We start from the raw sequence: 23,568 nt of genomic DNA, 5'->3' as shown, positions 1-23,568 counted from the left end.
TGCCCCCCGCTGTTGTGGAGGTGATCTATGTGCGAACTGCTCGGGATGAGCGCCAATGTGCCAACCGATATCTGCTTTAGTTTTACCGGGCTGGTTCAGCGCGGTGGAGGAACCGGGCCGCATAAAGACGGCTGGGGCATTACCTTCTACGAAGGCAAAGGATGCCGCACGTTTAAAGATCCACAGCCCAGCTTTAACTCACCCATTGCCAGACTGGTGCAGGACTATCCTATTAAATCCTGTTCGGTGATCGCCCATATCCGCCAGGCCAATCGCGGCGAAGTGGCGCTGGAAAATACCCATCCGTTTACCCGTGAACTGTGGGGCCGTAACTGGACCTATGCGCACAACGGGCAGCTCTCGGGCTATAAATCACTGGAAACCGGCAATTTTCGTCCTGTCGGTGAAACGGACAGCGAAAAAGCATTTTGCTGGCTGCTGCACAAGCTGACCGAGCGCTATCCCCGTACGCCCGGCAACATGACCGCCGTTTTTAAGTACATAGCGTCACTGGCGTCTGAGTTACGCGCGAAAGGCGTCTTTAATATGCTGCTGTCTGACGGGCGCTACGTGATGGCGTTCTGCTCGACAAATCTGTTCTGGATCACCCGACGTGCGCCGTTTGGCGTCGCCACGCTGCTCGATCAGGATGTGGAAATTGATTTTCAGAAGGAGACCACACCGAACGATGTGGTCACTGTCATTGCAACGCAGCCACTGACGGGCAACGAAACCTGGCAAAAGATCATGCCAGGCGAGTGGGCGCTATTTTGTCTCGGGGACCGCGTAATTTGACGCCAGCTGCGGCTGAACCACTTCATGGCTGAGCGGTTTACTCACCACGTAACGGCCATTGACGATGGACACCACCGGCGGCTTATGGGTCTGCTCGAAGTAGTCATAGCCCGGTTTTAGCTGTTTCCAGAAATCTGTGTAAACAGAGTACTTATGGCGTGCCATGTTCGCATCCGTCATACGGAACGGATAGATGCTGACCTGAACATTCGGCTGACCGAAGACCAGTGCGCCCGTGACAAACTGGAAGATTTCATCAATGCCGGAATCCGTCATCGCATAACAGCCGACAGACACGCAGGCGCCGTGGATCATCAGGTATTTCCCTTCGTAACCGTGCGCACGGTCGAAGGCATTGGGGAAACCGATGTTAATCGCTTTATAGAAGCGGCTGTCCGGTTTTAGCTGGTTACGCTGAACGTTGTAAAACCCTTCCGGACTTTTGAAGTCACCCTGCCGCTGTTTCGGCCCCAGCCCGCCAGAATAGTTACAGATTTTGTAGCTATCGAGCAGCTGATACGTCTCGCCCATTTTGACAAACAGATCGAGTGTGCGCTCTTCCTTGAAGATTTGAATATAAACCGGGGATCCCATCAACTGCTGTTTATACTCTTTACTGATCGGCGTCGTTGAACTATTACTGCCAAGCAGCCCGGCAAACGACATGCACGGTATCAGAAGCATCGCAATGAACAATGCGATTTTACGCATACTACTGGTTCCTTGATAAAACAATGACCAACTTGCCAGAACGGCAAAAGACACCCGAAATCAGACTAATCTGGACAGGAGCGCTCACATTAGCACCGATGGAGATTTTCGCAAGAGCCAACCTTTGCGTTTACAAATTAGTTTTACTTTATAACCCATTCACATTGTCCTGACTCCAGGAACTTTGCGCAATAGCTCGCATTTCGGCGCGCCAGACGGCGGATTTGCTGCCCCTGGCAGGGCCGAAAATGGTACACTCCGGCCTCTCTGGATTGTTGTTCATGGATACCTGCTAACCACATGTTTAGAATCAGAAAAGGACTCGATCTGCCAATCTCTGGCGTGCCTGAACAGCACGTTACCACCGGCGCAAGTATTCATCATGTCGCCATTGTAGGTGATGATTACGTGGGCATGCGTCCTGCGATGCTGGTACAGGAAGGCGATCGCGTAATAAAAGGCCAGGCACTCTTCGAGGATAAAAAAAATCCTGGCGTTATGTTTACAGCCCCAGCCAGCGGCACCGTTGTTGCCATCCATCGTGGTGAGCGTCGCGTCCTGCAATCGGTTGTTATTCAAATTGAAGGTGATGAGAAACGCGAATTTGCGCGTTTTGACGCCGCCGATCTCGCCACCCTCAGCCACGACGTGGTGCAGACGCAACTGCTGGAGTCGGGACTGTGGACGGCGCTTCGCACGCGGCCCTATAGCAAAACGCCCGTGCCAGGCACTGTGCCGGCCGCTATCTTCGTTACGGCCATCGACACCAACCCGCTCAGCGCAGATCCGCAGCCTCTTATCCTGGCGGAACGAAAAGCTTTCGATGCCGGCCTCACCGTGTTAACACGCCTGACGCCGGGCAAAGTGCATGTCTGCCAGGCCAGCGGCGGTAAGCTGGGCGGTCATCCGCAAGGGCAGGTGGCCTTTAATGAATTTGCCGGCCCGCATCCGGCGGGACTGGTGGGAACGCATATTCATTTCCTGGAGCCGGTAAGCCTGACGAAACAGGTCTGGCATCTTAATTATCAGGACGTGATCGCTATCGGTAAGCTGTTCACCACGGGTGAGCTGTGCGCAGAACGCATTATTGCCATCGGCGGCCCTCAGGCAACCCAACCGCGTCTGGTTCGCACGCTGCTTGGGGCTGACCTGACGGCGCTGTTGGCTGGCGAAACGAAAGAGGGTGAAAACCGTATTATTTCCGGTTCGGTGCTGAGCGGCAGGCACGCGACAGGCCCGATGGCCTGGCTGGGTCGTTTCCATCTTCAGGTGAGTGTGGTGCTTGAAGGACGCGAGAAAGAGCTGTTCGGCTGGGTACTGCCTGGCGCAGAAAAATACTCGGTAACCCGCACCACGCTCGGCCACTTCCTGCGTCATAAGCTGTTTAACTTCTCCACCAGCACCAACGGCGGTGAGCGCGCCATGGTTCCGATTGGCAACTACGAACGCGTGATGCCGCTGGATATTCTGCCCACCGTGCTGCTGCGGGATCTCCTGGCCGGTGATACCGACGGTGCCCAGGCGCTGGGCTGTCTGGAGCTGGACGAAGAAGATCTGGCGCTGTGTACCTATGTGTGTCCAGGTAAATACGAATATGGACCCGTATTGCGCGAGGTGTTAACCCGCATTGAGCAGGAAGGATAAACATGGGCTTAAAACACCTCTTTGAAAAAATTGAGCCGCACTTTACCGAAGGGAAGCTCAAAAAGTACTACCCGCTGTATGAAGCGACAACGACCATTTTCTACACGCCGGGTCTGGTAACGAAAGGCGCGGCGCACGTTCGCGACGCCATCGACCTCAAGCGAATGATGATTCTGGTCTGGTTTGCGGTCTTCCCGGCCATGTTCTGGGGGATGTATAACGTTGGGTTGCAAACTATTCCGGCGCTGCACCATATGTATGATGCAGAGCAGCTGGCGCAGGTGATTCAGTCTGACTGGCACTATCGTCTGGCACAGTCGCTGGGGGTGAGCTTTGCGGCAGATGCCGGCTGGATCAGCATGATGACGCTGGGCGCTGTCTTCTTCCTCCCCATCTATATGACTGTCTTTATCGTGGGCGGTTTCTGGGAGGTGCTGTTCGCCATTATTCGCAAACATGAGATCAACGAGGGCTTCTTTGTTACCTCTATTCTGTTTGCGCTGATTGTTCCGCCAACGCTGCCGCTCTGGCAGGCGGCGATGGGGATCAGCTTTGGCGTGGTGATTGCCAAGGAGATCTTCGGCGGGACCGGACGCAACTTCCTCAACCCGGCGCTGGCAGGACGCGCGTTCCTGTTCTTTGCTTATCCGGCGCAAATCTCGGGCGACCTGGTGTGGACGGCAGCAGACGGATTCTCCGGCGCGACGCCACTTTCACAGTGGGCGGCAGGCGGCGGCGAAACGCTGGTCAATAATGCAACCGGACAGCCTGTCACCTGGTTTGATGCGTTTATCGGCAATATTCCAGGCTCCATCGGTGAAGTGTCTACCCTGATGATTTTGATCGGCGGAGCCATCATCCTCTTTGGCCGCGTGGCGTCCTGGCGCATTGTCGCTGGCGTCATGCTCGGGATGGTACTCACCGCCACGCTTTTCAACTTCATTGGTTCAGACACAAACCCGATGTTCTCCATGCCGTGGTACTGGCACCTCGTGCTGGGAGGCTTTGCGTTTGGCATGATGTTCATGGCCACCGATCCGGTCTCGGCTTCGTTTACCGACAGAGGTAAATGGTGTTACGGCGCGCTCATTGGGGTGATGTGTGTACTGATTCGCGTGGTCAACCCGGCTTATCCGGAAGGGATGATGTTGGCCATTCTGTTTGCCAATCTGTTTGCGCCGCTGTTCGACTACCTGGTTGTGCGCGCCAACATTAAACGGAGGAAGGCGCGTGGCTGAGATCAAAAATAACGACAGCATCAGCAAAACGCTGCTGGTGGTGCTGGTACTGTGTCTGGTTTGTTCCATTGTCGTGGCCGGTTCTGCCGTAGGGTTGAAACCGCTACAGCAGGAGCAACGTGCGCTGGATAAACAGCGTAACATCCTGGCCGTTGCCGGGCTGATGCAGGAAGGCATGACGAAGGATGACGTCGCAGCGGTGTTTGCCGAACGTATTACCGCACGGCTGGTGGATTTAAAAACCGGGGAGTTAATGGATAAAGACCCGGCGAAATACAACCAGGCGCTGGCGCTAAAAGATCCGCAAATGAGCACCACGCTTGACGCCTCGCAGGATCCGGCAGGCATTAAGCGCCGCAGCAATGTCGCGGAGATTTACCTCGTCCGTGACGAGCAAAAACGCATTCAGAAAATCGTGTTGCCCATCTATGGCAACGGTTTATGGTCAATGATGTACGCCTTTGTGGCGCTGGATACCGACGGCCGTACGGTTAAAGGCATTACTTATTACGATCAGGGCGAAACGCCGGGGCTGGGGGGCGAAGTTGAGAACCCTAACTGGCGGGCACAGTTTGTTGGTAAAAAAGTGCTCGACGACAACGGCCAGCCTGCGCTGAAGGTGGTAAAAGGGGGCGCGCGTCCCGGCGATGAATTTGCCGTTGATGGCCTTTCCGGCGCCACGCTCACCTCAAACGGTGTGCAGCACAGCTTTGATTTCTGGATGGGTGAACTGGGCTTTGGTCCCTTCCTGAAGAATGTACGTGAAGGAGCGCTGAATAATGGCTGATACGGGTGAACTGAAAGAAGTTAAAAAGGTGCTGATTGGCCCGCTGTTAGCCAATAACCCGATAACGCTTCAGGTGCTGGGGGTGTGCTCGGCGCTGGCGGTCACCACCAAGCTGGAAACGGCGGTGGTCATGACGCTGGCGGTAACGCTGGTGACAGCTTTTTCCAGCATGTTTATCTCAATGATCCGCCACCACATACCCAACAGCGTAAGGATCATCGTGCAGATGGCGATCATCGCCTCGCTGGTGATCGTGGTCGATCAGCTCCTGCGCGCCTTCGCCTATGAAACCTCGAAGCAGCTTTCGGTGTTTGTCGGCCTGATTATCACCAACTGTATCGTGATGGGGCGTGCTGAAGCCTATGCGATGAAAATGCCGCCGCTGGCGAGCTTTATGGACGGTATCGGCAACGGCCTGGGTTACGGCGTAATCCTGTTGACGGTTGGTTTCCTGCGCGAACTTATTGGCAGCGGCAAGCTGTTTGGCATTCCGGTGCTGGATACGGTACAGAACGGCGGCTGGTATCTGCCGAACGGCCTGTTCCTGCTGGCCCCAAGCGCATTTTTCATTATCGGTTTGCTGATCTGGCTGATTCGTACGTTGAAGCCTGAACAGCAGGAAAAGGAGTAACCGACAATGGCTCATTACCTGAGTTTATTTGTGCGCGCGGTGTTTGTTGAAAACATGGCGCTCGCTTTCTTCCTGGGCATGTGTACGTTCCTTGCCGTTTCTAAAAAGGTATCGACGGCATTTGGTCTGGGCGTGGCAGTTACCGTTGTGCTGGGGCTTTCCGTTCCAATTAACAACCTGGTATTCAACTTCGTGCTGCGCGATGGCGCGCTGGTGGAGGGGGTTGATCTTAGCTTCCTGAACTTCATCACCTTTATCGGAGTGATTGCGGCGCTTGTTCAGATCCTGGAGATGATCCTCGATAAATACTTCCCGTCGCTGTACAACGCGCTGGGGATCTTCCTGCCGCTGATCGCCGTGAACTGCGCCATTTTTGGCGGTGTTTCCTTTATGGTTCAGCGTGATTACAACTTCAGTGAATCGGTTGTGTATGGCTTCGGTTCCGGTATCGGCTGGATGCTGGCGATTGTTACCATGGCGGGGATCCGTGAAAAAATGAAATATGCCAACGTACCTGCGGGGCTTCGTGGCTTAGGGATCACCTTTATCACCACCGGCCTGATGGCGTTGGGCTTTATGTCCTTCTCCGGTGTGCAGCTATAAGGGCTAACAAATGGAAATTATTCTTGGCGTGGTGATGTTCACGCTGATAGTACTGGTGCTGTCAGGGCTGATCCTGGCGGCGCGTGCGAAGCTGGTCAATTCCGGGGATGTGATCATTGATATCAATGACGATCCGCAGAATCAGATCCGTACCCCGGCAGGGGATAAGCTGCTTAACACGCTCTCCGGCAACGGGATTTTTGTCTCGTCTGCCTGTGGCGGCGGTGGCTCCTGTGGCCAGTGCCGTGTGACGGTGAAAGAGGGCGGCGGTGATATTCTGCCAACGGAACTGTCGCATATTACGAAGCGTGAAGCGAAAGAGGGATGCCGTCTGGCGTGTCAGGTCGCTGTGCGCCAGAACATGAAGATTGAGCTGCCGGAGGAGATCTTCGGCGTGAAAAAATGGGAGTGCGAAGTTATCTCTAACGATAACAAAGCCACGTTCATTAAAGAGCTCAAGCTGCGTGTCCCTGAAGGGGAGAGCGTCCCGTTCCGTGCGGGTGGGTATATCCAGATTGAATGTCCGGCACACACCGTCGCGTATGCTGACTTCGACGTGCCCGAAGAGTACCGGGCCGACTGGGATAAATTTAACCTCTTCCGCTTTGTTTCCGAGGTAAAAGAGCCCGCGCTCCGCGCCTATTCCATGGCTAACTACCCGGAAGAGAAGGGCATTATTATGCTCAACGTGCGTATCGCCACGCCGCCACCGAATGTGCCTGATGCCCCCCCTGGCGTCATGTCATCCTATATCTGGTCCCTCAAGCCTGGCGACAAAGTGACGATTTCCGGCCCGTTCGGCGAATTCTTTGCCAAAGATACTGACGCGGAGATGGTCTTTATCGGCGGCGGAGCGGGTATGGCGCCGATGCGTTCGCATATCTTTGACCAGCTCAAACGACTTGGCAGCAAGCGCAAGATCAGCTTCTGGTACGGAGCGCGTTCACTGCGCGAAATGTTCTATGACGATGAGTTTGAACAACTGGCACGTGATAACCCTAACTTTACCTTCCATGTGGCGTTATCCGATCCGCAGCCGGAAGATAACTGGACAGGCTATACGGGCTTCATCCACAACGTGCTGTATGAAAATTACCTCAAACAGCACCCGGCACCGGAAGACTGCGAGTTCTATATGTGTGGTCCACCAATGATGAACGCGGCCGTGATTAAGATGCTAAAAGATCTTGGCGTGGAAGATGAGAACATCATGCTCGATGATTTCGGAGGCTGATTATGCTGACCTTTCTGGCGACCTTTGCGGTGTTTGTGCTGGTGATCTTCGGCATGTCCTTAGGCTGGATCATCAAGCGTAAAAGCATTCAGGGCAGTTGCGGAGGCATCTCTTCCATCGGAATGGAAAAAGTGTGCGATTGTCCGGAACCGTGCGATGCGCGGAAAAAGCGGATGGCTCGCGAGCAGCAACGCATTATTTAGTCTTCCTGGTCGGGTAAGGCAACGCCGCCACCCGACAATTCCCATGCACACTTCTCAACCCTCATTTGTTTACTGTATACTTATCCAGTAACGAGTGAGGGCTTACTATGCGCAAAATAATCCATGTCGATATGGACTGCTTTTTTGCCGCAGTGGAGATGCGTGACAACCCGGCGCTGCGGGATATTCCCATTGCCATTGGCGGCAGCCGGGTACAGCGCGGTGTCATCAGCACCGCCAACTATCCTGCTCGCAAATACGGCGTGCGCAGCGCCATGCCGACAGCGATGGCGCTGAAACTGTGCCCGCATCTCACTCTTTTGCCCGGACGTTTTGATGCCTATAAAGAAGCATCGAGCCACATTCGGGAGATCTTTTCCCGCTACACCTCACTTATCGAACCGTTATCGCTGGATGAAGCCTATCTTGATGTCACCCACAGCGTGCACTGCCACGGCTCCGCCACCCTGATGGCGCAGGAGATCCGCCAGACTATTTTTAACGAGCTGAACCTGACGGCATCGGCGGGTGTCGCGCCGGTCAAATTTCTCGCCAAAATCGCCTCCGATTTAAATAAGCCCAACGGCCAGTACGTTATCACTCCGGAAGAGGTTTCGGCGTTTTTAAAGACGCTGCCGCTCAGCAAAATCCCCGGAGTGGGCAAAGTCTCCGCCGCGAAGCTGGAAAGTATGGGGCTACGCACCTGCGAAGACGTTCAGCGCAGCGATCTGGCGCTGCTGCTTAAGCGTTTTGGCAAGTTTGGCCGCGTACTGTGGGAACGCAGTCAGGGCATTGATGACCGGGATGTGAACAACGAACGGCTGCGTAAATCGGTCGGCGTTGAACGCACGCTGAGCGAAGATATCCATGACTGGACCGAATGTGAAACCATTATTACGGAACAACTCTATCCTGAACTTGAACGACGCTTACTGAAGGTCAAACCGGATCTGCTTATTGCCCGGCAGGGCATCAAACTGAAATTTAACGATTTTCAGCAGACGACGCAGGAACACGTCTGGCCACGCCTCAACAAAGAGGATCTTATCGCGACGGCAAAAAAGGCATGGGAAGAACGGCGGGGCGGGCGAGGGGTGAGGCTGGTGGGGCTGCACGTCACCTTGCTGGATCCGCAGCTGGAGCGTCAGCTGGTGTTGGGGCTGTAGATTACGCTAATTGTAGGCCCGGTAAGCGTAGCGCCACCGGGCAACAGACGACGAATTACTTCGCAGGGATTGCTTTCAGCAGCTCAGTCAGCAGCGTCCAGTAGTGACCGACGCTTTCAATATGAACCTGTTCATCCGGGGAGTGTGGACCCGTGATGGTCGGCCCAATGGAGACCATGTCCATATCCGGATACGGTTTCTTGAACAGACCACACTCCAGACCCGCGTGAATAACCTGAATGTTCGGGGTGCTGTTGAACAGTCGCTGATAAGTTTCACGCACCAGTGCCATGACCGGAGAACTTGCATCCGGCTGCCAGCCCGGGTAGCTGCCTTTTGCAGACGTTTTCGCGCCCGCCAGGGTACCCAGAGATTCCAGCATGCTCACAACGTACTCTTTACCGCTGTCGATCAGGGAACGGATCAGGCAGATGATCTCTGCGCTGTCGTCACCCATGGTCACCACGCCCACGTTCAGGGAGGTTTCCACCACGCCTTTCGCCACGTCAGAGTTGCGAATAACGCCGTTTGGCGTTGCGTTCAGCAGCTGGACGAACGTGTCACGAGACTGTGCGGTCAGCGCGGCTTTATCCGTCGTAACGGACTCCAGCACCACCGTCAGGTTTTTCTCTTTTGCAGACAGTTCGTTTTTCAGGATCTCCAGATACACGCTGGAGAGTTTTTTCAGTTCGTCCGCTTTCGACGCAGGCACTGCCAAGGTAGCGAAGGCTTCGCGAGGGATCGCGTTACGCAGAGTACCGCCGTTGAAGTCCACCAGACGCAGATCCAGTTCAGCGGCATTGCCCGCCAGGAAACGCGCCAGCAGTTTGTTGGCGTTGCCCAGGCCCAGGTGAATATCCCCGCCGGAGTGACCGCCTTTCAGCCCTTTCAGCGTCAGCTTAAAGGTCTCGAATCCGGCAGGGATCGCTTCGCGGGACAGCGGCAGGGTAGAGATAAAATCGATCCCGCCCGCGCAGCCCATGTAGATCTCACCTTCTTCTTCGGAGTCGGTGTTGATCAGAATGTCCGCTTGCAGCCAGTTTGCCTGGAGACCGAACGCGCCATCCATGCCCGCTTCTTCAGTCATGGTCAGCAGCACTTCCAGCGGACCGTGTTCAACGCTGTCGTCAGCCAGCACGGCCAGCGCGGAAGCCATACCAATGCCGTTATCTGCGCCCAGGGTCGTGCCCCGCGCCTTCACCCACTCGCCGTCGATGTACGGCTGAATCGGGTCTTTCGTGAAGTCGTGAACGGTGTCGTTGTTTTTCTGCGGAACCATGTCCAGGTGCGCCTGCAATACCACTGGCTTACGGTTTTCCATACCTGCGGTGGCAGGTTTGCGGATAAGAATATTGCCAACCTGGTCGCGTTCAGCGTGCAGACCTTTTTCCTTTGCCCAGCCCATAATATGTTCGGCAAGCTGTTCTTCGTGATAGGAAGGGTGCGGAATGGAGCAGATTTTGGCAAAAATATCCCACAGCGGCTGTGGAGATAATTGAGACAGTTCAGACACGATAGGTCTCCTTGTCGTTGCGCTGCAAAACAATGTTGCAGGTCACAGGGTTAGCAGGTTAATCGTTACCACAAGTCAGGCTTGCGAGATGCAACTGAGAATACCACTTTCTCCCGTGGCTGGTAGCATTAAGCATGTAAAAACTCAGGCTCATGGCGCGTAACACTGGTTTTTAGTGCGTCAGATCTCTATAATCTCGCGCAACCTGGTTCACCCTCATTTTTTTTAAGCCGTATATAAACAGGCTGGGACACTTCACATGAGCGAAAAATACGTCGTCACCTGGGACATGTTGCAGATTCACGCACGCAAACTGGCTGCGCGTCTGATGCCTTCCGAACAGTGGAAAGGCATTATTGCCGTCAGCCGTGGCGGTCTGGTACCGGGGGCGCTGCTGGCACGTGAGCTGGGTATTCGTCATGTCGATACCGTATGTATCTCCAGCTACGATCACGACAACCAGCGCGAACTGAAAGTGCTGAAACGCGCGGAAGGCGACGGTGAAGGCTTTATCGTTATCGACGATCTGGTGGATACCGGCGGTACTGCGGTGGCTATCCGCGAAATGTATCCAAAAGCGCACTTCGTCACTATCTTCGCGAAACCAGCGGGTCGCCCACTGGTTGATGATTACGTCATTGATATCCCGCAGGATACCTGGATTGAACAGCCATGGGATATGGGCGTGGTCTTCGTACCGCCTATCTCTGGCCGTTAATTTCAATACGTAACTTTACACGCCCGGTTATGCCGGGCGTTGTTCTTTTTACCCTGCCACGCGTTACAATGGTCTTCATATGACGTATCCATGGAGGCAACGCAATGACGCAGGCGAATCTCACCGAAACTCTCTTCAAACCCCGTTTCAAGCACCCTGAAACGTCGACGCTGGTGCGTCGGTTTAATCCGGGGACAATGCCTGCCGTTCAGTCAGCGTTAGACGGTAAAAACGTGCCCCACTGGTATCGAATGATTAACCGCCTGATGTGGATCTGGCGCGGCATCGATCCGCGTGAAATCCTCGACGTGCAGGCGCGTATCGTGATGAGCGAGTCCGAGCGTACCGACAGCGATCTCTACGATACGGTAGTGGGCTACCGTGGTGGAAACTGGATCTACGAATGGTCAAAGCAGGCCATGCTCTGGCAGCAAAAAGCGAGCCAGGAAGAAGATGCCACTCTCAGCGGCAAGCACTGGCTGCATGCGGCAAACCTTTACAGCATCGCTGCATATCCGCATCTTAAAGGCGACGAACTGGCAGAGCAGGCGCAGGCGCTGGCAAACCGGGCTTATGAAGAGGCTGCGCAGCGGTTGCCTGGCCGGATGCGTGAAATTGAGTTCGCCATTCCCGGCGGCAGCCCGGTGACCGGATTCCTGCATATGCCGGAGGGGGAAGGGCCGTTCCCGACGGTTCTGATGTGCGGTGGACTGGACTCGTTACAAATTGACTATTACAGCCTGTATGAGCGCTACTTTGCCCCAAACGGAATCGCCATGCTGACGCTTGATATGCCTTCCATTGGTTTTTCATCCAAATGGAAACTTACGCAAGACTCCAGCCTGCTGCACCAGCATGCATTAAAAGCGCTGGAGAATATCCCCTGGGTTGATCACACCCGGGTTGGCGCGTTTGGCTTCCGCTTCGGCGCTAACGTCGCGGTACGGCTTGCCTACCTTGAATCTTCACGCCTGAAGGCCGTCGCCTGTCTTGGTCCGGTGGTGCATGCTCTGTTAAGCGATCCTGCGCGTCAGGGTAGCGTTCCTGAGATGTATCTGGACGTACTGGCGAGCCGACTTGGCATGCATGATGCTTCAGACGAAGCGTTGCGCATTGAACTTAATCGTTATTCATTAAAAACGCAGGGCTTACTCGGCCGCCGCTGCCCAACCCCGATGATGTCCGGTTTCTGGAAGAACGATCCGTTTAGCCCGGAAGAGGAGTCACGCTTAATCACGTCGTCATCTTCTGATGGTAAATTGCTGGAGGTGCCCTTCAGCCCGGTGTACCAGAATTTTGACAAAGCGCTGAAAGAGATCACACGCTGGATCACGCAGAGATTGTGTTAATAGTTTGCTAAATTTCGTTGGTTTGGTAAAACAGTGCTTCACAAAAGGAGATCGCAATGACGTTACCGAGTGGACACCCGAAAAGTAGACTGATTAAGAAGTTCATGGCTCTTGGCCCGTATATTCGAGAAGAGCAGTGTGAAGAGAATCGCTTTTTTTTCGACTGCCTGGCTGTTTGCGTCAACGTGAAGCCTGCACCCGAAAAACGTGAGTTCTGGGGCTGGTGGATGGAAATGGAAGCGCAGGAAAACCGTTTTACCTATACCTATCAGTTTGGCCTGTTTAATAAAGACGGGCACTGGCAGGCGACGAGCATCAAAGATCAGGAAGTGATCGATCGCCTGGAGCATACGCTAAAAGAATTTCACGGCAGAGCTCGCGACCTGCTGGCAACATTGGATCTGAAGCTGGAGCCTGCGGACGATTTTTCCAGCGAAGCGGTGAAACTGAGAGCCTGATGATGTCCCAGCGCCGGGTGGCGGCTACGCCTTACCCGGTCTGAAAAATGTACTATCCCGTACGCCCGGTAAGCACAGCGTCACCGGGCACAAAAAAACCGGCTCAGCGCCGGTTTTTTTATTACCACAACATCAGAACTGGTAGGTCATGCCCAGCGCAACGATATCATCGCTGCTTACGCCCAGTTTATTATCGTCATCAATCTGATTGATCTTATAATCAACAAACGCAGACATATTTTTGTTGAAATAATATGTCGCACCTACGTCGATGTATTTCACGATATCTTCATCGCCGATACCTTCGATATCTTTGCCTTTAGACTGCACGTAACCCAGAGATGGACGCAGACCAAAGTCAAACTGATATTGCGCGACCACTTCGAAGTTTTGCGCTTTATTTGCAAAGCCACCGGAAATAGGGGCCATATTGCGGGTTTCGGAATAGATAGTGGCCAGATAAATATCATTGGCATCATATTTCAAACCGGTTGCCCAGCCTTCTGCTTTTTTACCTTCGCCGCGTGCCTGAAGGTTTTGCTCGTTGGTGCGGTCGGAGCTGGCATACGCACCAATCACAGAAAAATCGCTGCCGCCGAAGTCATAGCTCAGGGAGGTACCGAAGCCGTCACCGTTTTGCTTCTTCACGTCGCGGTTTTCATTTTTGCCCTGGTATTGCAGGGTCATATTCAGGCCGTCAACCAGGCCAAAGAAATCGGTATTACGGTATGTGGCCAGACCGGAGGCGCGTTTCGTCATGAAGTTATCGGTCTGTGCCAGGCCGTCACCGCCGAACTCCGGGAACATATCGGTGTATGCGGCGACGTCATACAGCGCGCCCAGGTTACGGCCATAATCCAGTGAGCCGAAGTCTTTCAGTTTCAGCCCGGCAAATGCCAGACGTGTTTTTTGAGAAGAGTCGCTTTCAGCTTTGTTACCCGCGAACTCAGCTTCCCAACGTCCGTAGCCCGTCAGCTGATCGTTAATCTGCGTTTCACCCTTAAAGCCGAAACGAACATAAGTCTGGTCACCATCCTTAGCGTCATCATCACTGATGTAGTGCATTGCTTTTACTTTGCCGTACACGTCCAGTTTATTCCCGTTTTTATTATAAACTTCTGCTGCCTGAACAGATGCGGAAGCAACTACGCCCATTACCACTAATGCCAGAGTGCTCTTTTTCATTTTCAATCCTGATTTTATAAAAACGCGCTAATATTCGCTGAGTAATAAGATTCGGCTTATTACCCCGTGAAAAACAGGAAGGGTTTTATCGTTCGTGGGTGAAAGTTTTATGACAAAGTAAGAATATGTCTAAAAAAGTATGTTTTAATTTTTCGGTAATAAAATTGTCAAAATCTGCCGCTACGCTTCCTGATCCCGCGCAACAAAGTGACGGGTCATGCGCTAAGGCAGTTGGCAACGGGGCTGACACCTGTTAAAACGTCTGACTGACATCATTTTCCCTTATTGTTGAACGGCAGAGAATCATGAGTGACAGCCAGACGCTGGTGGTAAAACTCGGTACCAGTGTGTTAACAGGCGGATCGCGCCGCCTGAATCGTGCCCATATCGTTGAGCTTGTACGTCAGTGCGCTCAGTTGCATGCCGCAGGGCATCGTATTGTAATTGTGACATCCGGGGCGATTGCCGCCGGGCGTGAACACCTGGGCTACCCCGAACTCCCCGCGACGATCGCTTCCAAACAGCTGCTGGCCGCCGTGGGACAAAGCCGACTCATACAGCTCTGGGAACAACTGTTCTCCATCTACGGCATTCACGTCGGGCAGATGCTGCTGACGCGTGCGGATATGGAAGACAGAGAACGTTTCCTGAATGCCCGCGATACGCTGCGTGCGCTGCTGGATAACCATATCGTTCCGGTCATTAACGAAAACGACGCTGTTGCCACCGCTGAAATCAAAGTGGGCGACAACGATAACCTCTCTGCGCTGGCGGCGATCCTGGCAGGGGCCGATAAGCTGCTGCTTCTGACCGATCAGCAGGGGCTGTTTACCGCTGATCCGCGCTCTAATCCACAGGCTGAACTGATCAAAGACGTTCACGGCATTGACGATGCGCTGCGCGCCATCGCGGGTGACAGCGTTTCTGGTCTGGGGACCGGCGGCATGGGCACCAAGCTCCAGGCCGCGGACGTGGCGTGCCGGGCCGGTATCGACACCATCATCGCCGCGGGCAGCCGTCCGGGCGTAATCGGTGATGTGATGGAAGGCATCTCTGTGGGTACTCGCTTCCACGCCCAGGCGACCCCGCTGGAAAACCGAAAACGCTGGATCTTTGGTGCGCCCCCGGCTGGCGAACTGACCGTGGATGAAGGCGCGACCGCCGCTATTCTGGAAAGAGGAAGCTCGTTACTTCCAAAAGGAATTAAAAGCGTGACAGGCAACTTCTCGCGTGGTGAAGTGATCCGAATCCGTAACCTTGAAGGTCGCGACATCGCTCATGGCGTAAGCCGTTATAACAGCGACGCGCTGCGTCGGATTGCTGGCCACCATTCCCAGCAGATCGACGCCATCCTGGGCTATGAATATGGCCCGGTTGCCGTGCATCGCGACGACATGATTATTCGTTAAGGAGCCAGAACATGCTGGAACAAATGGGCGCAGCCGCGAAAGCCGCCTCGTATAAACTGGCGCTCCTTTCCAGCCGCGAGAAAAACCGCGTGCTGGAAAAAATCGCTGATTATCTGGAATCGCAGTCGCAGGAAATTTTGCTCGCCAACGAGCAGGATCTGCTGGAAGCGCGTCGCAACGGCTTGAGCGAAGCGATGCTCGACCGTCTGGCGCTGACCCCGGCGCGTTTGAAAGGTATTGCCGACGACGTCCGTCAGGTGTGCAACCTCGCCGACCCGGTAGGGCAGGTGATTGACGGTGGGGTGCTCGACAGCGGGTTACGCCTTGAACGTCGTCGCGTGCCGCTTGGCGTCATTGGGGTGATTTACGAAGCGCGTCCAAACGTGACGGTGGATGTCGCCTCCCTGTGCCTGAAGACCGGTAACGCCGCGATCCTGCGTGGCGGGAAAGAGACCTGGCGCACCAACGCCGCGACGGTAAATGTCATTCAGCAGGCGCTGGAGGAGTGTGGTTTACCGGCGGGTGCCGTGCAGGCGATTGAAAGCCCCGACCGTGCTCTGGTTAACGAGATGCTGCGCATGGACAAATACATCGACATGCTCATCCCACGCGGCGGTGCGGGCCTGCACAAGCTGTGCCGCGAGCAATCTACCATTCCGGTGATCACCGGTGGTATTGGCGTATGCCATATCGTGGTGGATGACACCGCGGAGGTAGAACCTGCGCTGAAGATTATCGTCAACGCTAAAACCCAGCGTCCAAGCACCTGTAATACGGTAGAAACGCTGCTGGTGCATCAGGGCATCGCCAGTACCTTCCTGCCAGCGCTGAGCAAGCAGATGGCGGAAAGTGGCGTCACGCTGCATGCGGACGAGAGCGCTTTCGCCCTGCTGAAAGACGGTCCGGCGAAGGTCGTTCCGGTTAATGCGGAGCAGTACGACGATGAGTATTTGTCGCTGGATCTGAACGTGAAGGTAGTTGCGGATCTCGATGACGCTATTGCGCACATTCGTGAACACGGAACCCAGCATTCTGACGCGATCCTGACGCGCACCCTGCGCAATGCCGATCGGTTTGTGAATGAAGTGGATTCGTCTGCGGTTTACGTCAATGCCTCGACGCGCTTTACCGATGGCGGCCAGTTTGGTCTGGGCGCGGAGGTGGCGGTGAGCACACAGAAGCTGCACGCCCGCGGTCCGATGGGGCTGGAAGCGCTGACCACCTACAAGTGGATCGGCTTTGGTGATGATACCATTCGTGCGTAAATAATCGCGGGTGATGCAAAAATAGCCGTTTGATTCAAAAGGGCATTGACGCATCACCCGGTTAGATCTACTCTTTTGCCCCGTGGTTACGCTCGTAACCGGCCTTTCAGGGCCGATATAGCTCAGTTGGTAGAGCAGCGCATTCGTAATGCGAAGGTCGTAGGTTCGACTCCTATTATCGGCACCATCTAAGAAAATCAATCACTTATCGTCAAAAACCTAAAGGATTGTATCTTTCATTATCATCCTTGATAACACTTGGTAAACGCCTTTCCGTTGTATCGGCTCAAGGATTGTACAACGTACTGGCGGGTAGTTACCAGGCTCAAGCCCGAACAGCATTAGAAATTTTGCCATCCCTTGAAGCTGAAAGAGTTGCCGGACTCTCTAAACACATCACTTGAACCATTAGCGATACGTTCCGCGCTTCGTGCGGCGCTCAATGATGCTACACCTTGTGAAAGGTCACAGAGAATAAACAGGCGTAATGTTGGGAAGACTAACCGGATCGGGAAAGAATCCGGCTCTGCCACGGTTTCGATCACCGGAGTATAACGATCACCTGATAAGAGAACGTGCTAAGGCTTTATCCTCCCTGCGAAGGGATTACACCCTGCGGTAGCGCTATGCGCCGCCTTTTCTTATGTGCCCAACACGGCACGTAATGATCATCTATTATCTGCACCATTGTAACTTTCGTTGTACTGTCTCTCTGCTGTACGTTGAACGCTGGCAGATTCAGCGGAGGGGATACCATGTCAAAAGCCACGAATACAGCAGCCACTAAGCGCAACAACCGTAAGATTCACGCCCGTAAATTCCTGGCAACACCAGAGGGGAAAGCCTGGCTTGCTAAGAAGCAGGAAGAGCGAGAGGAAATCAAGTTGGCGCGAGCGGCTAACAACATGTTTTAAACTACCGAACACGCCGCTAATTGGCTTCTATTGTCCAAAATCTGTTAGTTGCGCATTTCCTGCTCTCTGGATACCCTGATATAAATCATACAAGGAGGACAGTTTATGAGCGCACAGGCAGAGGAAGGAACATTACGCCGGATGACCTTAGGCGAGATTGCAATGGCTCGCAGAGTGTTCGGTGATTCGATAGTGTATAGCCGTGTCTGGATTCATTGCGACAGCTATTTACCGTTCGGCCTCCAGAAACAGAACTACGCGATGACTCCCAACGGGGAGTTGTGGTACAGAAAACAGATGTACAGGGAAGACTTTTCCGCAAACTCAGTTTTCGTTGAAGATAAATATGTTTTCATCCATGAATTGGGGCATGTGTGGCAACACCAGCACGGGCAATGGGTGAGAATGCGGGGTGCGTTTAGCTGGGCTGCTGAATATACCTACAGGCTGGATAAAGAAAAGCTCACTGATTACTCTCTTGAGCAGCAAGCCTCTATTTTAGCTGATTACTGGTTACTGCTGGTTTATGGGATCAGTAAGTGGTCTTACTATCAGAGACCAGGGCGCATGGGGATGTACAGGGGCGTAGACAAATTGCAGGATGCCCCTTCGCTTTACCAGAAAATCGTAACAGGGAAGGGGCGTTAAACATGAAAAACAAAATGTTGCTGGGTGTTGTATTCCTCTTAACGGGATGCCCTGGGCCTGGTGATCGAATGGTAGATCGTGAATCTACAACGGCATTTATCAAAGATAATCAAGTTTGTGTGGTGTCACCACTGGAGCCACAGGAACGGATCACTGCTATCCAAATCAACAGTGATAATAGCGACTCTCTTCACAATATTTTTGATGACAAGCCTGTTTATGTACCGAAGGGTGAGTGTCTTCCTGTATTCGGATTTAAGTTTACACCTGGAGAGCGGTATAACTTCGCGTATGACGTCCAATCTGCTAAATCAGGGGCGTATTTAGTCACTGCTGAATTTTCTTATCCCAAAGAATAAGGGGGCATTCTGCCCCCAAATCTTATTTCTTCAAGTCACCAGTACATAGATATTCCATTGTGACCATTGTTTCCATACATCCGCTTGAGGATGGTTGAGAACAAACAGAAGTTGAACCACCGAAAGGCTCAGCACCAGAATAGCCCCATGCAGCGCAACGCTGTGTGAAGTGGTTTACTGAATTTGGCCACCTGAACAGAGGTGATATGCTCATCTCAGAACAATACAGGTGTCCCAATGAAAAAAGAAATTTCAGCGCAGAGTTTAAACGCGAATCCGCTCAACTGGTCCTTGATCAGAACTACACCGTTGCAGCTGCGGCCAGTGCTATGGACGTGGGGCTTTCTACCATGACGCGATGGGTAAAGCAGTTACGGGATGAACGACAGGGTAAAATACCTAAAGCCTCCCCTATAACCCCGGAACAGATTGAAATACGTGAGCTAAAGAAAAAGCTACAACGCATTGAAATGGAAAACGACATATTAAAAAAGGCTACCGCGCTTTTGATGTCAGACTCCCTGAACAGTTCTCGTTAATCGAAAAACTCAGAGCGCAGTATCCTGTGGTCACACTCTGCCAGGTGTTCGGGGTTCATCGCAGCAGCTACAAATACTGGGTGAAAAGCCCCGAAAAGCCAGACGGCAAGCGGGCTGTATTACGTAGCCAGGTTCTGGAGCTGCATAACATTAGCCATGGCTCTGCTGGCGCGAGGAGTATCGCCATTATGGCAACCCTGAGAGGTTTCAGAATGGGACGCTGGCTTGCCGGCAGACTCATGAAAGAACTGGGACTGGTTAGTTGTCAGCAACCCACCCACCGGTATAAACGTGGTGGCCATGAACACATTGCTATCCCAAACCACCTTGAGCGACAGTTCGCAGTGACAGAGCCTAATCAGGTGTGGTGCGGCGATGTGACGTATATCTGGACAGGCAGGCGCTGGGCTTACCTCGCCATTGTTCTCGATTTGTTCGCCAGGAAACCGGTAGGCTGGGCAATGTCATTCTCACCGGACAGCAAGCTAACCATCAAAGCGCTGGAAATGGCGTGGGAAACCCGAGGTAAACCAGCGGGAGTGATGTTCCCCAGTGACCAGAGTAGCCACTACACAAGCAGGCAGATCCGGCAGTTATTGTGGCGTTACCGGATCAGGCAAAGTATGAGCCGACGCGGAAACTGCTGGGATAACAGCCCGATGGAACGCTTCTTCAGAAGTCTGAAAAACGAGTGGGTGCCAGTGACAGGCTATATAAACTTTAGCGAAGCAGCTCATGCGATCACAGACTATATCGTCGGGTATTACAGTTCGGTAAGGCCGCATGACTATAACGGTGGGTTACCCCCAAACGAATCGGAAAACCGATACTGGAAAAACTCTAAAGCCGTGGCCAGTTTTGGTTGACCACTTCAAACAACTCAACCCATCTATGCTGCACTTTCTGGCTGAATGCTTAACCCTGTCTGTTGAACGGCGGCATAACCCTAAAGGCTATACCGCCAGCGTTATGTTATCGCGCCATTAACGCAAACACTCCCCAGCCAAAGTACTCCCGCGTGTACGTCACATGACGTTCAGGCGCTATCGTCAGCTCCGCCCGAACCTCCTGCGCGAAGTCATCGTCTGGGTTTTCCTCCAGCCAGCGCCGCATGGTCATCCATTTTGCGGCTTCGTACCTGTCCCAGCCTTCCTGGTCAGCCAGCACCATTTCAACCAGGTCATAGCCCTGTTGATCGAAAGACGCAACCAGACCGGGCAGAGTGAGAAAGTCTGCAATCGACGAGACGCCGCAGGCCTGGGCTGTCTCCTCCGTCGCGGGTACCTGACGCCAGTACGGTTCGCCGATGAGCATTATTCCCCCGGGCTTGAGGCTTTTTGCCAGCAGATCCATTGTCCCGGCTACGCCCCCCGCAATCCAGGTTGCGCCAACGCAGGCCGCCACGTCACATTTTTCATTCGCGACGTAGCCGGCCGCGTCGTTATGAATGAAATGGACGCGTTCGCTGACGCCAAGTTCCTCTGCGCGCAGTGTGGCCTGCGCGGTGAAGAGCGGGCTCATGTCGATGCCGGTACCGGTAATACCGTAATCACGTGCCCAGGTACAAAGCATCTCTCCCGAGCCGCTGCCAAGATCGAGAATGCGTGTGCCTGGCTTCATGCGTAACACGCGGCCCAGCGTCGCGTACTTCTCTGGCGTAAAGGGGTTATGAATGCGGTGTTCGCTTTCGCTAACAGTAAAAATACGTGGGATATCCATCATCCTCTCCTCAACGATTATCAGGCTGAGCGCGAACGTTGTTCAGCCCCGTAGTGTTAATGCGGTAGGGCTGACCGTTAACGGATTTGATCAGCTTTTTGGTTTTGAGCTTTTTGAAAACGGCGAGCGTGCAGTCAGCCAGCAGTATTCCTTCGCGGCTATAGCATTCAACGGCGGTGACGCGGCCGGAGGTATCGCGGACGTGCACAATACGGCCACCTTTGGCGAGAACGTGTAAGGTACGTTGTTCCTGACGGGATAAATTCATACTGGAAAACCTGTTTAATCATCATGGGCAAAACGTGCAAACACACAGCGGTGTCCGCATACGGTTTCAGCGCATTGATAATCAGTCCGGCCTGGAATGGTCGGGAAGCTGATTATCGGATGATTACATTCTCCAGCATCAAAGCCTCGGATTGAGTTGATAGATATTTACGGGGTGAATGATAACACCTGTTTATTGTCAGTGAATACCCAGGGGTGAAAAATGTGATCCCGGTTGGTATCGGGCTGAGGAGAGGGAATCATTCCGGGCCGCTCTTGATTTTGCTGTCGACCTGAGGCTGTGGTTTGCTGAAAAGATATCCCTGCACAAGCTCGCAACCCAGAGCCTGAAGCCGCTCAAGCTGCTCTTCGGTCTCAACGCCCTCAGCTATGACGCCCATATTAAGGCTTTTAGCCATACCGGTAATCAGCTTCACAATATTAAGCGCATCTTCCTGCGTAGATATCGGATTGACAAAAGATTTATCGATCTTGATTTTATCAAAATTCAGTTCGCTGAGTCTGGAGAGCGACGAATAGCCCGTGCCAAAATCATCAATGGAGATTCTTACGCCCAGTGCGCGGAGTTTTTTCAGAATCGCAATGGGGTTATTTCTGTCACTGAAGAGGGAGGACTCCGTGACCTCTAACTCAAGACGGTTAGCCGGGAGCCCGGTTTCAGCCAGAACGGACTGCACCGTATTAATAAATGATTTGCTGCCCAATTGAACAGGCGAGACGTTGACGGAGATCCTGGCCGGAACAGTCCAGGAGACCGCTTCCCTACAGGCCAGTTTAAGTACGGTTTTACCTATCTCGTTGATCATGCCTGTTTTTTCAGCGGCGAAAATAAAGCTATCCGGGGCAAGCATTCCCTTTACAGGATGCATCCAGCGAATAAGCGCTTCATAGCCGTAAATTTCCTTGCTGACGGAATTCACAATAGGCTGGTAATAAACAACAAATTCATCATTCTCTATTGCTCTTGCCATATCATTTTCAAGGGTTCTGCTTTCCTGCAACTTCTGTAGCATTCGCTGGCGGAAGACTTTGATTTGCTGAGAACCTTCTTTCTTGGCTTCATAGAGCGCCAGATCGGCAAACTTATAAAGGTAATCTGAACGTCGTTCGTTATCCGATAAAACAATACCTACACAGGTGGCTATTTTTATGAGTTGATTATTGATTGTATAGGGCTTGCTGATGCTATCACTGATTTCTCGCGCGCGTGAGACGGCTGCGGTTTCGGTTAAGCCACTGGAGAGAAACGCAAATTCGTCGCCGCCCAAACGATAAAATGTCTCTGAAAAGCGGCCCAAAGCATTAAGGCGCGTGGATACCTCACGTAACAGTAAATCCCCGGTATCATGACCGTAGGTATCATTCACCTCTTTGAATCGGTCTAAATCGAATAACATCACCGTGACCGAAATATGTTTTTTCTCAGCCTGTAGATTAAGTTTATTGAGATCATCCCAAAAGAAAAGACGGTTTTTCATTCCGGTAAGGGAGTCATGATAAACATCGTATTCCAGTTTTGTATTCTGGATTTGCAGGGTTTCTTTGGATAGCTGAAGTTCTTCAGCCAGCGTTTTCACCTGCATATGGGCTTTCAGGATATTTTTATTTTGATAGATAATCAAAAAGCCCAGTATGAAGCTTAAAATAACCAGCAACAGCGAAAGTGCCGAATAAATATAATACAGAACCTGTATTTTAAGGTTGGTTTCATTGATTGTATTAACATCTTTTGTTAAAGCCGTGGATGAAAGCTGGCTTAGCGGGGCATCCAGTGAATGCATATTTTTCAGATAGAGCTTTAACTCTGAACGGCTCATTTTCTCAAGATGACCATCCAGATAGTTCAGTATATTTTCCAGGCGTAAGGCGAGCGCCTGATGCGCTTTTTCGCTGTTTATATAACGACCCAGGCCGCCCTCTTTCAATAAATCATTCTGGCTCAGCATGATTTCCAGGCGCATGCGAACCTGGTCTACCGTAACGTCATCAGTCTCGGTTGCGTACAGTCCAATCCATGATTCAAATCGGTAATATTCAGATACCAGTTGGGCTACAGACCAGGACTCAGTGTAGTGAGTCAATTTTTGCAACTCTTGCTGACGATCGTAAACAAGAAATGCTATATATCCCGTAGTGATAAAAAGAGAAAAAATGATACCAACCAGTATCCTGTTCATTATGTTCTCCTGAAC

Annotated in this window: 25 protein-coding genes and 1 tRNA gene; 19 read left to right on the top strand and 7 right to left on the bottom strand. The window is 52.8% G+C overall.

The annotated features are described in order from the left end of the window. The first annotated feature begins 27 nt into the window (after positions 1 to 27). Positions 28 to 795 carry a class II glutamine amidotransferase gene (locus ACOTZD_RS17815; RefSeq protein WP_003863229.1) on the top strand — a complete coding sequence of 256 codons (768 nt, stop codon included), beginning with the start codon at positions 28 to 30 and terminating at the stop codon, positions 793 to 795. Here ACOTZD_RS17815 and dpaA read toward each other — a convergent pair. Further along, positions 766 to 1,506: a peptidoglycan meso-diaminopimelic acid protein amidase gene (dpaA, locus tag ACOTZD_RS17810; protein ID WP_023315473.1), complete on the bottom strand. Its 741-nt coding sequence runs from the start codon at positions 1,504 to 1,506 to the stop codon at positions 766 to 768. The two genes, ACOTZD_RS17815 and dpaA, sit on opposite strands and share 30 nt — an antisense overlap. A gap of 300 nt (positions 1,507 to 1,806) precedes the next feature. On the opposite strand from dpaA, the gene ACOTZD_RS17805 reads away from it, so the two are divergent. The 8 genes from ACOTZD_RS17805 (at position 1,807) to dinB (ending at position 9,012) form a co-directional block, all read left to right on the top strand. After that, a complete protein-coding gene (locus ACOTZD_RS17805) occupies positions 1,807 to 3,150 on the top strand; it encodes a Na(+)-translocating NADH-quinone reductase subunit A (protein ID WP_032608602.1) in 1,344 nt (447 codons plus the stop codon). Between the two features lie 2 nt (positions 3,151 to 3,152). Beyond that, positions 3,153 to 4,388, top strand: a complete 1,236-nt coding sequence (locus ACOTZD_RS17800) for an NADH:ubiquinone reductase (Na(+)-transporting) subunit B (RefSeq protein WP_022647143.1) — start codon at positions 3,153 to 3,155, stop codon at positions 4,386 to 4,388. Further along, the gene (locus tag ACOTZD_RS17795; protein ID WP_003863221.1) at positions 4,381 to 5,175 is read left to right on the top strand and encodes a Na(+)-translocating NADH-quinone reductase subunit C; all 795 of its coding nucleotides are present in this window, start codon (positions 4,381 to 4,383) and stop codon (positions 5,173 to 5,175) included. Before ACOTZD_RS17800 ends, ACOTZD_RS17795 begins: the two co-directional genes overlap by 8 nt. Beyond that, positions 5,168 to 5,806 carry an NADH:ubiquinone reductase (Na(+)-transporting) subunit D gene (locus ACOTZD_RS17790; protein WP_003863219.1) on the top strand — a complete coding sequence of 213 codons (639 nt, stop codon included), beginning with the start codon at positions 5,168 to 5,170 and terminating at the stop codon, positions 5,804 to 5,806. The genes ACOTZD_RS17795 and ACOTZD_RS17790 overlap by 8 nt, the downstream gene beginning before the upstream one ends. 6 nt (positions 5,807 to 5,812) lie before the next feature. Beyond that, the gene (gene nqrE / locus ACOTZD_RS17785; protein WP_003863217.1) at positions 5,813 to 6,409 is read left to right on the top strand and encodes an NADH:ubiquinone reductase (Na(+)-transporting) subunit E; all 597 of its coding nucleotides are present in this window, start codon (positions 5,813 to 5,815) and stop codon (positions 6,407 to 6,409) included. Between the two features lie 10 nt (positions 6,410 to 6,419). Then, entirely contained in the window at positions 6,420 to 7,643 is a 1,224-nt protein-coding gene (nqrF, locus tag ACOTZD_RS17780; RefSeq protein ID WP_023315477.1) for an NADH:ubiquinone reductase (Na(+)-transporting) subunit F, read from the top strand. Positions 7,644 to 7,645: 2 nt separating this feature from the next. Beyond that, positions 7,646 to 7,846 carry a (Na+)-NQR maturation NqrM gene (nqrM, locus tag ACOTZD_RS17775; RefSeq protein WP_003863212.1) on the top strand — a complete coding sequence of 67 codons (201 nt, stop codon included), beginning with the start codon at positions 7,646 to 7,648 and terminating at the stop codon, positions 7,844 to 7,846. 107 nt (positions 7,847 to 7,953) lie between these two features. Further along, a complete protein-coding gene (gene dinB, locus ACOTZD_RS17770; RefSeq protein WP_003863209.1) occupies positions 7,954 to 9,012 on the top strand; it encodes a DNA polymerase IV in 1,059 nt (352 codons plus the stop codon). A 55-nt stretch (positions 9,013 to 9,067) separates the two neighbouring features. On the opposite strand, the gene pepD is transcribed toward dinB, so the two are convergent. After that, entirely contained in the window at positions 9,068 to 10,525 is a 1,458-nt protein-coding gene (gene pepD / locus ACOTZD_RS17765) for a cytosol nonspecific dipeptidase (protein WP_174402475.1), read from the bottom strand. Between the two features lie 259 nt (positions 10,526 to 10,784). Here pepD and gpt point away from each other — a divergent pair, with 259 nt between their 5' ends. The 3 genes from gpt to crl all read left to right on the top strand — a co-directional run bounded on the left by gpt (position 10,785) and on the right by crl (position 13,050). Further along, positions 10,785 to 11,243 carry a xanthine phosphoribosyltransferase gene (gene gpt, locus ACOTZD_RS17760; protein WP_003863205.1) on the top strand — a complete coding sequence of 153 codons (459 nt, stop codon included), beginning with the start codon at positions 10,785 to 10,787 and terminating at the stop codon, positions 11,241 to 11,243. Positions 11,244 to 11,347: 104 nt separating this feature from the next. After that, positions 11,348 to 12,592, top strand: coding sequence for an esterase FrsA (frsA, locus tag ACOTZD_RS17755; protein WP_023295967.1), 1,245 nt, complete (start codon positions 11,348 to 11,350; stop codon positions 12,590 to 12,592). 56 nt (positions 12,593 to 12,648) lie between these two features. Next, positions 12,649 to 13,050, top strand: coding sequence for a sigma factor-binding protein Crl (crl, locus tag ACOTZD_RS17750; RefSeq protein WP_003863201.1), 402 nt, complete (start codon positions 12,649 to 12,651; stop codon positions 13,048 to 13,050). A gap of 132 nt (positions 13,051 to 13,182) precedes the next feature. On the opposite strand, the gene phoE is transcribed toward crl, so the two are convergent. After that, on the bottom strand, positions 13,183 to 14,235 hold the full coding sequence (phoE, locus tag ACOTZD_RS17745; protein WP_003863199.1) for a phosphoporin PhoE: 1,053 nt from the start codon (positions 14,233 to 14,235) through the stop codon (positions 13,183 to 13,185). A gap of 305 nt (positions 14,236 to 14,540) precedes the next feature. On the opposite strand from phoE, the gene proB reads away from it, so the two are divergent. The 6 genes from proB to ACOTZD_RS17715 all read left to right on the top strand — a co-directional run bounded on the left by proB (position 14,541) and on the right by ACOTZD_RS17715 (position 18,830). Continuing rightward, on the top strand, positions 14,541 to 15,644 hold the full coding sequence (gene proB, locus ACOTZD_RS17740; RefSeq protein WP_023324200.1) for a glutamate 5-kinase: 1,104 nt from the start codon (positions 14,541 to 14,543) through the stop codon (positions 15,642 to 15,644). 11 nt (positions 15,645 to 15,655) lie between these two features. Continuing rightward, positions 15,656 to 16,909 (top strand): glutamate-5-semialdehyde dehydrogenase, encoded by a 1,254-nt coding sequence (proA, locus tag ACOTZD_RS17735; RefSeq protein WP_023324201.1) that lies wholly within the window; start codon positions 15,656 to 15,658, stop codon positions 16,907 to 16,909. Positions 16,910 to 17,020: 111 nt separating this feature from the next. Continuing rightward, positions 17,021 to 17,096 (top strand) — tRNA-Thr (locus ACOTZD_RS17730). Between the two features lie 568 nt (positions 17,097 to 17,664). Continuing rightward, positions 17,665 to 17,823 carry a hypothetical protein gene (locus ACOTZD_RS17725; RefSeq protein ID WP_023315491.1) on the top strand — a complete coding sequence of 53 codons (159 nt, stop codon included), beginning with the start codon at positions 17,665 to 17,667 and terminating at the stop codon, positions 17,821 to 17,823. 105 nt (positions 17,824 to 17,928) lie between these two features. Continuing rightward, the gene (locus ACOTZD_RS17720) at positions 17,929 to 18,471 is read left to right on the top strand and encodes a hypothetical protein (protein ID WP_059294405.1); all 543 of its coding nucleotides are present in this window, start codon (positions 17,929 to 17,931) and stop codon (positions 18,469 to 18,471) included. A 2-nt stretch (positions 18,472 to 18,473) separates the two neighbouring features. Further along, positions 18,474 to 18,830 carry a putative T6SS immunity periplasmic lipoprotein gene (locus ACOTZD_RS17715; protein ID WP_032608610.1) on the top strand — a complete coding sequence of 119 codons (357 nt, stop codon included), beginning with the start codon at positions 18,474 to 18,476 and terminating at the stop codon, positions 18,828 to 18,830. A gap of 22 nt (positions 18,831 to 18,852) precedes the next feature. On the opposite strand, the gene yecR is transcribed toward ACOTZD_RS17715, so the two are convergent. Beyond that, positions 18,853 to 19,044: a YecR family lipoprotein gene (gene yecR, locus ACOTZD_RS17710; protein ID WP_072255624.1), complete on the bottom strand. Its 192-nt coding sequence runs from the start codon at positions 19,042 to 19,044 to the stop codon at positions 18,853 to 18,855. Between yecR and ACOTZD_RS17705 the strand changes: the two genes are divergently transcribed. After that, a protein-coding gene (locus tag ACOTZD_RS17705; RefSeq protein ID WP_121301499.1) for an IS3 family transposase occupies positions 19,037 to 20,235 on the top strand; the annotation gives its coding sequence in 2 pieces (ribosomal slippage) (positions 19,037 to 19,316 and positions 19,316 to 20,235; 1,200 coding nt in all). The two genes, yecR and ACOTZD_RS17705, sit on opposite strands and share 8 nt — an antisense overlap. A 106-nt stretch (positions 20,236 to 20,341) precedes the next feature. Here ACOTZD_RS17705 and ACOTZD_RS17700 read toward each other — a convergent pair. The 3 genes from ACOTZD_RS17700 to ACOTZD_RS17690 form a co-directional block, all read right to left on the bottom strand. Further along, on the bottom strand, positions 20,342 to 21,088 hold the full coding sequence (locus tag ACOTZD_RS17700; RefSeq protein WP_048209304.1) for an SAM-dependent methyltransferase: 747 nt from the start codon (positions 21,086 to 21,088) through the stop codon (positions 20,342 to 20,344). A 10-nt stretch (positions 21,089 to 21,098) separates the two neighbouring features. Next, positions 21,099 to 21,356, bottom strand: a complete 258-nt coding sequence (locus ACOTZD_RS17695; protein ID WP_023324207.1) for a YjhX family toxin — start codon at positions 21,354 to 21,356, stop codon at positions 21,099 to 21,101. Between the two features lie 259 nt (positions 21,357 to 21,615). Next, positions 21,616 to 23,553, bottom strand: coding sequence for a putative bifunctional diguanylate cyclase/phosphodiesterase (locus ACOTZD_RS17690; protein WP_023324208.1), 1,938 nt, complete (start codon positions 23,551 to 23,553; stop codon positions 21,616 to 21,618). Between the last annotated feature and the right edge of the window lie 15 nt (positions 23,554 to 23,568).

Source organism: Enterobacter cloacae complex sp. SHL022 (assembly GCF_049237785.1).
Lineage (GTDB): Bacteria > Pseudomonadota > Gammaproteobacteria > Enterobacterales > Enterobacteriaceae > Enterobacter > Enterobacter hormaechei_C.
Note: the sequence above shows the minus strand (reverse complement) of the source record. Positions and strands in the feature narration are given on the sequence as shown.